Here is a 12,369-nt window from a genome sequence, read left to right on the forward strand (position 1 = left end):
TTTAATGGAGGAATCCTTAGAGTCCTTTAACAGGCTTGTTCATTTATATGCTTGTACCATTTAAATTAGAACGGTAGGTGGTGTTAATCGTGGACCTCATCCTCTTGACTTTCACCTTTTGCTGCTTTATCCTCTGATGCTTTTTTAGCTTCATCTGGTGTTAAACAATTGACGATTAAATATGTTCCCTTCTTTACAACCGTTCCTTGGGTGAGATTTTGACTAACTGCATAACCATTCCCCGTAATCGTTAATTTCAAATCAGCCATTTTGGCCAATATTAATACATCACGTCGTGACCACCCAGTTAAATCTGGCATCTTAAGCTCACCGTCTGTTTTCAAGATGACCTTCTCCCCTTCAAGAACAGAGACATTTGGTGCTGGAGTCTGTTCGAGGACAGTATTGCCATCACCAATAACGATTGCATCAAGTCCTTTTTTGGTTAAGTCATTTAGCGCAGTATCAATCGAATGATTAGCATAGTTAGTAAGTGTGTTGGTTTTCGCCTTTTCCATACTTACTGGTTTAATATTTAAATATTGAAGACTATTTTTCATTACCGAGTTAAAAATTTGAGAAACCGGGATGGATCCATCAAAATAGGTCTTAATTTCTGGTTGCTGGACCGCAACATAAACGATTAATTCCGGATCATCCTTTGGAGCCATACCTAAGAAGGAGAAAATATAATTTTGAGCACCGGTCAAATATCCTTTAGCTCCTGGAATTTGCGCAGTTCCAGTTTTCCCAGCAACAGAATAGCCGTCGATTTTATATCGGCTTCCCGTTCCTTTTGGCGACGTAACAACCGTTTCTAAAATATCACGAACCTCTTTTGCTGTTTCTGCGGAAATAGGTTTACCAGCTACCTTTGGTTCACCTTCCTTTACGACCTTTCCAGAATTTGAATCCACTATTTTACTTACTACATAAGGCTTCATCATTTTCCCATCATTTGCAACAGCTGTTGCTGCTTGAATTTGTTGAATCGGTGTAATGGCTGTCCCTTGTCCAAACGCAGTTGTGATTTTATCAATCGGATATTGGTACACTATTTTTCCTGATGTTTCATTCGGTAAATCGATACCTGTTGGTTGATCAAATCCAAATTTTGTTAAGTATTCACGATACGTATCAAAACCCAGCTTTTCATTTGCTAGTCTAGCAAATGCCACATTCGATGAACGTTGTACACCTTCAAGGAAGGTAATGGAGCCCCATCCGCTACCATTATGGTCCCGAATCGGCTTAGAATTCGGCGTGACTCTATATGAACCTGATTGGTACCATTCATTTGGATTAAAAACACCCTCTTCAACCGCAGCTGATAAGGTAAAAATTTTCATGGTTGAACCTGGTTCAAATGAGTTTTCAATTGCCTCATTATGCCAGCTTTTATCAATACCCTCTCTTGTTTTAGGATGAAATGATGGTCGTTGCCCCATCGCAAGGATCTCCCCTGTTTTCGGATTCGCAACAATGGCAATGATTTTTTTTGGTTGATATTCTTCATTAACCTTGTTCATTGCATCCTCTAAAAAAGTTTGTATTTTTTTATCAATGGTTAAATAAACGTCGTTTCCATTTTGTGCCGGTTTAATATTTTCCTCTCCATCTGGGAGCAAATAACCCCAAAGGTCACTTTCGTATTTTAACGTGCCATTTTTTCCGGTTAACTCATTGTTTAAAGCACTCTCAATCCCCATTCTTCCAACTGTTTTACTAGTGCCGTCTGCTTTTTCTTCCTTTTCAACAAAGCCTACTAAATGGGAGGCAAAAATTCCATTCGGATAAAATCGCTTTTTATCACGGACAAAAGTGATTCCTGGAAGCTTTAACGCTTCAATTTCCGACTTTACCTGATGTGAAATATCACGGCCTGCATTTCCAAACTCAACCTGGAAAAGACCCTTTTTTTGAGCCGCTGCAAAATTTCCGTTTCACTCATTGGCAGGTATTTAGCTAGTTTTTTAGCGGTCATTTCTTTATCAACAACATGGTTTGGTTTATTCGGGTCCGTCGTCATTTTTTTATCTAATATGGCGACAACCGTATATGAAGTTGTGTCCTTCGCCACTACTTCCTCATTTCGATCAAAAATTGTTCCTCTAGAGGCATCAATGACTCTTTCTTTCGTATATTTCTGTTGGGCCTTTGCAGCCAACGCTTCACCCTTGGCTTCTCCCGTCACTTGAATGGTTACATAATGGAAAAGTAAGACAAAAAAGAGCAGGCTGAATATTACAAATAATATCGCTGCTCCCCGATTCATATTGGGTTGTTTTTTTAACATTACTCTTGCACAACCTTAACATTGTCGTTTAATTTTAATCCAAGTTCCTTTGTGGCTATCGCCCATATCCGTTCATAAGTACTTAATTCAGCTACTTGAACATTTAAATCACTGTTCACCTTTTGCTGTTCCTGGATTTTAGTTTCGACATCCTGAATCCCTTTATTTACCTTATAAATATCTGCTTGATTTGAAACAATTTGAATTGACCCAATACACACACATGCTCCAAAAAGCAGACCTAAGATTTTTTCACCAGGGGAAAACCATGCTTTTTTTACAACTTGAGTTTTTATTTGTTGTTCCGTGCGTTTTTGCGTTTCTTGTTGCAGCTTTTTGGCTAAGTTGCTCATTCATTTCCCTCCCGAATATATTATCTATTTATTTCTTTCTGCGACACGTAATTTAGCTGATCTTGCTCGATTATTTAATTCAAGTTCCTCATCTGATGGTACAATCGGTTTGCGCGTAATAAGCTTCATATCTGGCTCGTATTCTTTTGGTATCATCGGTAGACCCGGAGGAAGCGGTGGCAATTCACTTGCCTTTTTAAAAGCAACTTTGCAAATTCGATCCTCTAAAGAATGGAAAGTAATGACACTGATTCTCCCACCCGGATTTAATATATCCATTGCGTCCTGTAATGATTTTTCGAATACGCCCAATTCATCATTCACTGCAATTCGAATAGCTTGGAAAACTCTTTTTGCAGGGTGACCACCTTTTCTCCTTGCAGGTGCTGGAATTGCATCTTTAATGAGTTCTACTAATTCATTCGTCGTTTCAATTGGTTTAATGGCTCGTGCTGCTTCAATTTTTCGAGCGATTTGTTTTGAGAATTTTTCTTCACCGTATTGGAAGAAAATGCGGACTAAATCTTCGTATCGCCATGAGTTGACAACATCGTAGGCGGAAATGGAGGACTGCTTGTCCATTCGCATATCTAGTGGGGCATCATGATGATAACTAAACCCTCGTTCGGGATTATCTAATTGTGGGGAAGAAACACCTAAATCATACAAAACCCCATCTACATGATGAACACCTATTGCATATAATTCTTCTTTTAGGTTTGAAAAGTTACTTTTAATAATCGTAATTTTATCTTGATATTGCTCTAGCTTCTTTTTTGCATTGGCAATTGCAGTTTCATCCTGATCAAAGGCAATCAAACGACCCTTATCCGATAATTTGGAAAGGATGAGTTCACTGTGACCTGCACCACCTAATGTACAATCCACATAAATGCCATCTTGCTGGATATTCAATCCGTCTACTGCCTCATGCAGCAACACTGTTGTATGTTCAAACATGTAATTCTTATTCCACCTTTCTAATGAATCCTTCGCGGAGAGGTTAAATATCAAACCCAATCATATTTTCTGCAATTTCTGCAAAAGATTCTTCGGACTTTAAGAAATATTCTTCCCAAAGTTCCTTGCTCCAAATTTCAATTCGATTAGAAACTCCAAGAACGACACATTCTTTTTCTAAATTGGCATATTGAAGCAGTGGGGCCGAGATATTGATTCTCCCTTGTTTATCCAGTTCACATTCTGTGGCACCAGAAAAGAAAAAGCGCGTAAAGGCACGAGCGTCCTTCTTTGTTAAGGGAAGACCTTTAAGCTTCTCCTCGAGTAGCTTCCATTCATTGAGTGGGTATCCAAACAAGCATTGATCTAGACCACGCGTTAAAACAAACATCTCGCCCAGTTCATCACGAAACTTAGCGGGTACAATTAAGCGGCCTTTGTTATCAACGGTATGATGATACTCCCCCATGAACATATACACTACCCCCACTTTCCTTTCTAAATTTACCACATCCCCCCACTTTTCACCACATATTTTTAGTATTCTCTAATTGCTAGAGATTCCCCTTCTGTTTATCAGAATTTTCTGCCTTCGGAACATTTTTTTCGTCCGACAAGAAATCTTTAATTCGACGAAGCCTTATCCTGTCTAGGTTTATATTAGTTAGGTCAAATGGATTATTTTATCGAAAAACTCCGAGTTTTATAAAATCAAAACACTATAGTTATTTATACTTACATTAGTTCGACATCTCCGACACAATATTGTCGAATATTGGCAGAAAACTGTGTATTTTATCACAGAAATAAAAAGAAGCTGCCTCAAATATGAGTCAGCTTCCCTGGTTATAGCTTAATCACCTTGTGACTTCCATCAAATCGATAGTCCATTTGAACTAATTGGCGAATAAATTCAAATCCATACTTATTTAAAAAATAAAATGGATTTAACACTCGTTCCTGAGGTGAGCCGTTAGGTCTTAACGCATTGCCAACACGGTCAATTTTCCGCAAGTTAACAACATGCTTCCTGTGAATCGATTCAATAATTTTATCTTCAAGAAAACGAACTTGCTTCTGAATCAATTCCTCATTCTTCTTGATTAAGGGGTTCATCCCTTTATCAATTTCTTCTGTTTTTTCAACAATGGTTTGATAATAGCCTGTTAGATCGTTCCTTAAACGCAAAAATAACTCATCTAAGTCAGGGTCCTTCACTGAAAGAAGAAACTTTTCTCTATAATCCGAAACACCCTTCACCAATACGTCTTCTAAACTGAAGTCCAATTCCTTTAGGTCAGTATCAACGGACCTTTCTAAAAGAGTAATATTCAATCTAGGGACGATTGGTGGCATTTTGATATCATAATGCTCAAAAACTTGTTTTAATTCACTCCAATAAGCAATCTCACCTGGACCCGCAATAAACGCTAAGGTTGGAAATAACCACTCTTGCATTAAAGGCCGTGTTACAACATTATTACTAAGACTTTGTGGTTTATTTTTTGCAAGCTCGACTAATTGTTCATATGTAAATTGAATCGAACTGTTCTTACCAATAAACAATTTGGTTTTAGGATGATACTCTAACAAAATCCGTGAGCTAGTTTCCTCATCATAATAAAACAGATTGGCTGCATTTTCTTTTATTTCAAGAGCGTTTGCAAAGCCCAATTGCTGAATTTCTTCTTGCTGATTTAAAACCGCCTCTGTAATCTTTTGATGATCTCGAATTTGTAAAAGGAAACTGTCTCGCTCTAGAATACGAAGGTTTTTATCTCCAGAGTCTATGATTAATAGTCCAAAATCCTTAAACATTTCCATTATAATATGAGCAAAAAAATCAACTAAGGAACGTGAGCGTTGTACAGCTTGTTCTGTAAAAGCTAAAATCGTATTCGTATATTCTGTCTCCCCGAATGATTCAATAATCTTTTTTACCCACATAAAGCATTTTTCCTGGTCGAGTAAAATATCAGACACCATTTTTTTATCCGATACCACTTGCGGAAAAGTTGATTTTTCGATTTTTTGATTAACCTCTGTATAAAGATGATTGACTTCAAGGTAGTCATGGTCTTCACCAGCAATCCAAAAAACTGGCACTACTGGTACACCCAACTCTTCCTCCTTTTGTTTGGCTAAAACGATAGTAGAAATGACTTTATGTATCGTATATAGAGGACCAGTTAGCACACCAGCTTGCTGCCCACCGATTACTACTACGCTATCTGCAGCACGAAGTTTATCTAAAGACTGCTCAACAGCTTGAGATGATGGAAAATCGGCCATATAACGTTCAATATGATCCGCAACAGCACCTCTTTGAAATGTTCTTTTATTCAGTTCTTCTAGCCGACCCCGATAATTTGTTGCTTCTTGATACCGATAATGAAAAAACTTCATAATATCAGGCGTTTGTGCCAAATAATCAGTTGCAAACCGGTTATTTGCCGGAAGCGAGAGATTTAACATCTCCATTTATTTGTACTTCCTTTCTAATCAACGATAGTTATTCCTTAAAGAGTATAGCATTTTCATATTTGAAAAGGAAAAAACTTTGCCTAACTAATTATTAATTAATTTATCAAAGACTACTCAGTCTTTGAATTAAACCAAAGGCAATTAAAAACAAATAGGCCGTTAAAAATAGTAAAAAATTCATTCGCCATACCCCTTTGAGAACAGGTAAAAATAATATCTCTTGTTTTGTTTTCCAATGAATGATCACAAAAACTACTGCTACCGATATCATCAAAAGCAATAGTACCCAAAGATACGAATGATTCCAAATGACGATAATTAAGTGGTGCACAGAAATGACCAACAGCAATGTACTCAAATCAATCGCAACACGGACCGCCTTACGATGATTTTTAAGAACCAGCTTACTAATGATAAATACTAGAAAATAGCCCAATAACGGGATCGTAATGACAGCAGCTATTATATTTGAAATGAGAGCTCCCATTTATTCCGCTCCTTTTTGGTTGCTTATCCCCTTAATTAGAAGATAAAGCATATTAATCAAAGGTGCCTTCATTCCTTTTAATTCAGCTTCTTCAAGGACATACCCTAAAATCGCGTCTATTTCGGTCTCCTGATTTTGGTCTAAATCTTTCAGCATCGAGGATCGATTGTTGGCAGTTTTTTCACAAATTGCGAGGACATGCGCAAAATCATCATCTGGATTTTCTAAGTTCAATATTAACTTCAATTCCTTAAAAACATTCATCAATATGGTATAGAAGGATTCATTTTTGATTAAAGCACCGTTTGGTACTTTTAAAATTGCAGTAAGTGGATTAATCATTGAATTAACAATTAACTTTTTTATTAACATATCATCATAATTGTCTTCAATGACGATTGGGAAAGAATCCGAACCTAGCGTAATGAAGTCATCCAAAAGTGCTTTGTCTCCATTAAGTAATGCTATTCTCGTTACTCCATTCCCATTATGAACAACAGAATTTTCTCCATTTCGGTAGGCACCATGTTCGACCGATCCCACAAATATATTGTAACTTGTTAATTTTTTAAGTGGTCTGATATGCCCCATTCCATTTTGAAGAAATAAGTAGCAACTATTACTCTTATGGTTAGACTGGTTCGCTATATTCTCCAGCACTTGCGCTAATTGATATTGCTTAACAGTAACCAGCGTAATTTCTTCCTGTCCCTTCCAAAATTCAAATGGCTTAGCTGCAATTCGGGTGTGGATTACCCGCTCCCTTTGATAACAATAAAGACCTTCTTCATTAATTTTTTTAGCTTGCTCCGCCGTTCTAGTATATAGTGTAACGTTGGCAGACTGGCTAAGGTAATAAGAGAACAGAAGACCAATGGATCCCCCACCAATAATTCCAATATTCATACACAATAACCTCTTTAACCTTTGATAGATTTTATTGTAACAACAAATGAATAAAAAAACATTTCGAATATGAAAATTTTCAAGAGGTTATTTTTCCTAACTTATATTAAATGATCTCTTATAATGGGTTGTCCTATAATATATTCTATTACTTCAACACCGCTATCCCTAAAGCAAAAAGGCAGAAAATTATAACATTTTATTATATAATCATTTTATAAGGTTAATAAACCTAAGTAAGTTGTTAATATGTTGCTTTCACAAGTTTTGGACTAATTGATATTGGAGGAAACGAAGTGGATGTAAAAGTTGAAAAATTACGGGTTAACTACAAAACTTTAGAGGAATTTAAAAAGTTCAAAGAATACGGTCTCCAAGAGCTATCAATGGTTGAGGATTTAGAAACAAATATCACAGAAAATGATAGCGCTTCACCCTTTTACGGAATCTATTTTGCCGATAAACTCGTGGCGAGAATGAGCTTATACCAAGTCGAGGCAAAATATAATCGTTATTTCACCCCACCCAAGGACTACCTAGAGTTATGGAAGCTGGAAGTATTATCAGATTACCAAGGAAAGGGTTTAGGCACAGCTTTAGTTCAATTCGCGAAAAGCTTCGGCCTCCCTATTAAAACAAACCCACGCGTGAAATCGAAAGAATTTTGGGAGAAAATAGGCTTTTATCCAGTTCGATATGAAACCAGTCGTGACCTTGGCGAAAATCCACTCATTTGGTTCCCTACTGGATTTGAAGAAAAAATAGTTTAATCAAAAAAATATTATTGACCTCCAGCTATAATTAAGATTCAAAAGAAGGGCTTCTTCAATTAATACTAAAAAAAGCGGACAGATGATCGTCCGCTTTTCTTTATTTCTCAATCCGTTCTAGATTTCCATTTTTATCCATCTGGAATTTCACCTTTTGTTGCCTGTCTTCTTCCTGCAAAACAACCATTTTCCTTGCTCGTTCCATTATCTCAATTAACGCTCGATAGTCTTCCTCAATCATTTTGAGTTCCTTCGTTAATTTTTCATTTTCTGACGTTAAATCTCTTGCTTGCTTTTCTAAAGCTTTTATCTTTCCTTTATATTGATCGAGATTAACACTTTGATCTTTGTGTTTTTCTGCTTTCTCATAAAGCCCTTTCAAGAAATCGACTACTGTAACAAAAGAGAGAGTTTGTTGACCATCATGATCGATCATTTGCGCTCTGGCCTCTTCGACAATTTCGATCATATTATCATCAAAATCATGACCTATTGGTTTTTTTACCTCTTTCCGCTGCTTTTTCGCCAATTCTATTCCTGATTTATATTGTTTTCGCACATATGAATTCCAGCGGAAGCCACAAGCCGCAGCGGTTCTTGACAATTGTCGACCAACCTCCTCAAAAGCTTGAAGCTGTGTACCGCCATCTCTAATGTGGCGTAACACGACTTCTGCAAGCAAGAGATCTTCATCGTGAGTCCAGGCATCTTGACGTGTTGTTGGCATCGTATCCCTCCTAGTGTTTTTATTCATACATATGCATTCACTAGAAAAGATAGACTGCAAAACCAAATTTACTTTTTAGATAAAAAGTTATTCACAACATTATGATGAGCTTCTGATTCCCATAGACGAGAATTCGTACGAACCTCTTCCTCAATTCGGGCTGGCAAGCCAGATTGGGCCCATTTTCGAATCAACATTGTTTTATAAGCCTCTAAAACGCTAGCTTCAATCGCTAGAATATTTTTTAGATACTCAACCGCATTTTCCAACAAATCTCCTTCAAAAACTGCATCTATGAAACCTAGTTCTACTAACTTTTCCACTTCCACCATTTTCGCTTCCATTAATAACTTCATCGCGTTTGATGTAGCGATTTTTTCAAAAAGCATTGTTCCTCCACCCCAGCCAGTGGTAATGGCTTGGGTTCCCTGTACAAAACCAGCTTTTGCACCTGCCTTGGCCAAACGGAAATCACATGCAGTCGCAAGCTCACAGCCTCCCCCCATTGCTGTCCCATTAATAAGGGCAATCGTTGGCTTAGGAAGCATTAACAAATCCACAAGTACCTTTGACATTTTCGAAAGCATGCCATAAGCTTGATCCTCGGTTTTTAAAGTATGGAAAACTGATAAATCTCCACCTGAACAAAAAGCTTTATCACCTGCACCTGTAATAATCAGTGCTTTGTGTTCAGTATTTTTCATTCTTTCAATTACAATTTCAAGCCCTTCCATAATGTCATAGTTTATGGCATTGCGTTTCTCCAGGTCTATTAATTGTAAATAATAGAAAACCATGGTTTGTTTCTTCGATTGTGTATGCGTTGTTCATTTTAATCCCCCAAAAATTCAGCTTTTCTATAATTGTAAAAATAATCCGACAATTTTTCAATCATTTCTAGAGTTTTTTGTGGAAAAATAACAAATTTGGTCATTTACCAAGGAAAAAGAGTCTTAACATCCCCCGTAAAATGACAAAAGCACAAGGAGCAATAACACTCCTTGTGCTTTTTATCTAAGGAAAATTAGTCGTTTACTACTTCTTTCCCTTTGTATGTTCCACACGCTTTACATACACGGTGTGCAAGTTTCATTTCACCACAGTTCGGGCATTCTGTCATACCAGGAACTTGTAATTTGAAATGCGTACGGCGCTTTCTTTTCGCAGTTTTAGAAGTTCTTCTAAAAGGTACAGCCATTCTTCCCACCTCCTTAAAGACAATTAAGAATGATATGAAGTTCAGATAGATTCAGATCTTCATGTTTCTTTTGGTTTCTTCTGATTATGATTCAGAAGATGAATCATTTTGGTCAAAAAATTTAGCAAGTCCAGCAAGTCGGGGATCTACTTTTTTTGTTTGATCCTGTTCTTGTAGCACTTCCCAATCCTTCCCTGACTGAGGAGCACCTTCGCCAGTTTTTACGTCATCGCAAAATACTTGCATTGGAACTTCAAGCAAAAGAATTTCTTGAATGACCGGCATTAGGTCAATCACGTCACCTTTAACTTGATGCACTTCCTCTTCTTCTCCAAAATCTGAAGGATTCAACAGGAAGGTTTCCATTGTTTCAACACTAATTGGATAATTCACATCAACTAACGTCCGAGAACAAGGAAGGATCAAATGACCTTTTAACTTTAAATGAAAAGTCACTTTGGTCGAACTTATATCAACTCGTCCGGTTATATGCATTGGTGAAACAGATCGAATCGATGGATCTACTTTGCTCAAATCATCAACTTGTATCGTTTCATCAATCGGAAGATCCTTGTTTCGATATTTTTGTAACTGACTAATTGTCCATTTCAAATTGAATCACCTCAAGGCAACAAAAGTAATTATAGCTTCCACACAAAAAATTGTCAATATATTTTCTTTACAGTAAGAAAAGCGGAAGCGGCTTGCTCAGAGGCGACAGGCATAAGGCGAGCCGGACGGAAGGTCGCTCTTTGACCTTCTGGCTGGATTGACTTATGACCCCGAGCCTCTAGCCGCTGTAGCTGGACAATGAAAAGCGGAAGCGGCTTGCTCTTGTTTTTACGTTGTTAAATTTTTATTCATTTTACCATTGTAACCATTCCTGAAGAAATAATCAAAAAAACTTGAAATCAACATGTGTAATCGTTTAAGGTAAAGGGAAAAAAGGAGGCGTCATATGAAAGCAGTAGGCGTCATCGTTGAATACAATCCGTTTCATAATGGCCATGCGCTTCATTTAGAAGGAGCAAAAAACGCCTCTGGAGCAGACGTAGTAATTGCGGCAATGAGCGGAAATTTCCTCCAACGAGGGGAGCCAGCTCTCGTCTCAAAATGGACCAGAGCGAAAATGGCAATGGAGGCTGGAGTTGATCTCGTTTTTGAACTCCCATACCAATATGCTACCCAGCAAGCTGAAATATTTGCCTTTGGTGGTGTATCATTGCTCCAGTCAGCAGGGTGTGAGTCTGTTTGTTTTGGAAGTGAATCAGGAAACATCAAAGCCTTTGAATATACATACGAATTCCTTAACGACCATGAGCACATTTTTCAAAGTAAAATAAAACAGCATATGCAAAACGGAGTTAGCTATCCGAAAGCTCTTTCCTTGTCCTTTTTAGATTTAGGTCCAGCTGATTCAATGATCGACTTATCTCAGCCAAACAATATTTTAGGTTATCAATATATAAAAGCCGCCAGAAGGCTTAAAAAGCCGCTTCAGATGATTACAGTGCAAAGACAGAGTGCAGGTTATCACGATGACCATTTTGCCTCGAGCACCATTGCAAGTGCGACGAGTATTCGATCGGCTTTATTTTCAAAAAATAAACAAATTGCAGAGATCCTGAATTATGTTCCGAAAACCACTTATAAACTACTGCTTCAATACATTGAGCAGTACGGAACCTTCCATCATTGGGAACAATACTGGCAATTATTGAAATACAGACTCCTATCAAGTAGTCCTGAGGAGTTAAAAGCCATTTATGAGGTCGAGGAAGGGATTGAAAATCGCCTGTTAGCACATGTCAGTGATGCCGATTCCTTTAATGATTTTATGATGAGAATTAAAACGAAGCGGTACACCTGGACCAGAATTCAAAGAATTTGTCTTCACATTTTAACGAATGCAAAGAAAAGTGAAATGGATGTTACGGACAAACACGTTCCCTATTTACGTTTACTCGGGATGAGTGAAAAAGGGAGACAGTATTTAAGCGAAAATAAAAAACAGATCACAATCCCCATTGTTTCGAAGCTGTCTGCTTATAAGGGGGCTGACATCGCACTCGACATCCGAGCATCGAAACTGTATCAGATGGCAATACCTTCTGAAAAACAGGAATTATATCAAGATTTCACCGCCACACCAATTTATCAAGCAAAAGAGGAACGGATATGAGTCCGT

General features: G+C 37.6%; 11 protein-coding genes and 2 pseudogenes. 2 read left to right on the plus strand and 11 right to left on the minus strand.

All coding sequences use genetic code 11. The features are described from left to right. Positions 1 to 83: 83 nt before the first annotated feature. The 7 genes and pseudogenes from RGF10_RS18465 to RGF10_RS18495 form a co-directional block, all read right to left on the minus strand. Positions 84 to 2,296: pseudogene (locus tag RGF10_RS18465) on the minus strand (penicillin-binding protein). Then, complete coding sequence (ftsL, locus tag RGF10_RS18470; protein WP_318504901.1) at positions 2,296 to 2,649, minus strand: cell division protein FtsL; 354 nt, start codon at positions 2,647 to 2,649, stop codon at positions 2,296 to 2,298. Before ftsL ends, RGF10_RS18465 begins: the two are co-directional and overlap by 1 nt. A gap of 24 nt (positions 2,650 to 2,673) precedes the next feature. Continuing rightward, complete coding sequence (rsmH, locus tag RGF10_RS18475) at positions 2,674 to 3,609, minus strand: 16S rRNA (cytosine(1402)-N(4))-methyltransferase RsmH (protein WP_318504902.1); 936 nt, start codon at positions 3,607 to 3,609, stop codon at positions 2,674 to 2,676. Between the two features lie 43 nt (positions 3,610 to 3,652). Then, positions 3,653 to 4,084, minus strand: coding sequence for a division/cell wall cluster transcriptional repressor MraZ (gene mraZ, locus RGF10_RS18480; RefSeq protein WP_318504903.1), 432 nt, complete (start codon positions 4,082 to 4,084; stop codon positions 3,653 to 3,655). Positions 4,085 to 4,455: 371 nt separating this feature from the next. After that, positions 4,456 to 6,090 (minus strand): bacillithiol biosynthesis cysteine-adding enzyme BshC, encoded by a 1,635-nt coding sequence (gene bshC, locus RGF10_RS18485; RefSeq protein ID WP_318504904.1) that lies wholly within the window; start codon positions 6,088 to 6,090, stop codon positions 4,456 to 4,458. Between the two features lie 106 nt (positions 6,091 to 6,196). Further along, positions 6,197 to 6,580 (minus strand): DUF3397 domain-containing protein, encoded by a 384-nt coding sequence (locus tag RGF10_RS18490; protein ID WP_318504905.1) that lies wholly within the window; start codon positions 6,578 to 6,580, stop codon positions 6,197 to 6,199. After that, entirely contained in the window at positions 6,581 to 7,486 is a 906-nt protein-coding gene (locus RGF10_RS18495; protein ID WP_318504906.1) for a 2-dehydropantoate 2-reductase, read from the minus strand. A gap of 296 nt (positions 7,487 to 7,782) precedes the next feature. Between RGF10_RS18495 and RGF10_RS18500 the strand changes: the two genes are divergently transcribed. After that, positions 7,783 to 8,256 carry an N-acetyltransferase gene (locus RGF10_RS18500; RefSeq protein ID WP_318504907.1) on the plus strand — a complete coding sequence of 158 codons (474 nt, stop codon included), beginning with the start codon at positions 7,783 to 7,785 and terminating at the stop codon, positions 8,254 to 8,256. A 100-nt stretch (positions 8,257 to 8,356) separates the two neighbouring features. Here the strand turns inward: RGF10_RS18500 and RGF10_RS18505 are convergent, their stop codons facing one another. From RGF10_RS18505 to RGF10_RS18520, 4 genes and pseudogenes are all read right to left on the minus strand, one after another. Further along, the gene (locus RGF10_RS18505) at positions 8,357 to 8,983 is read right to left on the minus strand and encodes an RsfA family transcriptional regulator (RefSeq protein ID WP_318504908.1); all 627 of its coding nucleotides are present in this window, start codon (positions 8,981 to 8,983) and stop codon (positions 8,357 to 8,359) included. A 68-nt stretch (positions 8,984 to 9,051) separates the two neighbouring features. Further along, positions 9,052 to 9,814, minus strand: a pseudogene (locus RGF10_RS18510) (enoyl-CoA hydratase/isomerase family protein). A 193-nt stretch (positions 9,815 to 10,007) separates the two neighbouring features. Next, positions 10,008 to 10,181, minus strand: a complete 174-nt coding sequence (rpmF, locus tag RGF10_RS18515) for a 50S ribosomal protein L32 (protein WP_071395445.1) — start codon at positions 10,179 to 10,181, stop codon at positions 10,008 to 10,010. 84 nt (positions 10,182 to 10,265) lie between these two features. Beyond that, entirely contained in the window at positions 10,266 to 10,793 is a 528-nt protein-coding gene (locus RGF10_RS18520; RefSeq protein ID WP_318504909.1) for a YceD family protein, read from the minus strand. A gap of 346 nt (positions 10,794 to 11,139) precedes the next feature. Between RGF10_RS18520 and RGF10_RS18525 the strand changes: the two genes are divergently transcribed. Next, on the plus strand, positions 11,140 to 12,363 hold the full coding sequence (locus tag RGF10_RS18525; RefSeq protein ID WP_318504910.1) for a nucleotidyltransferase: 1,224 nt from the start codon (positions 11,140 to 11,142) through the stop codon (positions 12,361 to 12,363). Positions 12,364 to 12,369 lie beyond the last annotated feature (6 nt).

Source organism: Bacillus sp. T3 (assembly GCF_033449965.1).
In the GTDB taxonomy this organism is placed as follows: domain Bacteria; phylum Bacillota; class Bacilli; order Bacillales; family Cytobacillaceae; genus Bacillus_BU.

Coding starts and splice junctions, on each gene's coding strand:
- ftsL (WP_318504901.1), bottom strand. CDS start 2,649: ATGAGCAACTTAGCCAAAAAGCTGCAACAAGAAACGCAAAAACGCACG.
- rsmH (WP_318504902.1), bottom strand. CDS start 3,609: ATGTTTGAACATACAACAGTGTTGCTGCATGAGGCAGTAGACGGATTG.
- mraZ (WP_318504903.1), bottom strand. CDS start 4,084: ATGTTCATGGGGGAGTATCATCATACCGTTGATAACAAAGGCCGCTTA.
- bshC (WP_318504904.1), bottom strand. CDS start 6,090: ATGGAGATGTTAAATCTCTCGCTTCCGGCAAATAACCGGTTTGCAACT.
- RGF10_RS18490 (WP_318504905.1), bottom strand. CDS start 6,580: ATGGGAGCTCTCATTTCAAATATAATAGCTGCTGTCATTACGATCCCG.
- RGF10_RS18495 (WP_318504906.1), bottom strand. CDS start 7,486: ATGAATATTGGAATTATTGGTGGGGGATCCATTGGTCTTCTGTTCTCT.
- RGF10_RS18505 (WP_318504908.1), bottom strand. CDS start 8,983: ATGCCAACAACACGTCAAGATGCCTGGACTCACGATGAAGATCTCTTG.
- rpmF (WP_071395445.1), bottom strand. CDS start 10,181: ATGGCTGTACCTTTTAGAAGAACTTCTAAAACTGCGAAAAGAAAGCGC.
- RGF10_RS18525 (WP_318504910.1), top strand. CDS start 11,140: ATGAAAGCAGTAGGCGTCATCGTTGAATACAATCCGTTTCATAATGGC.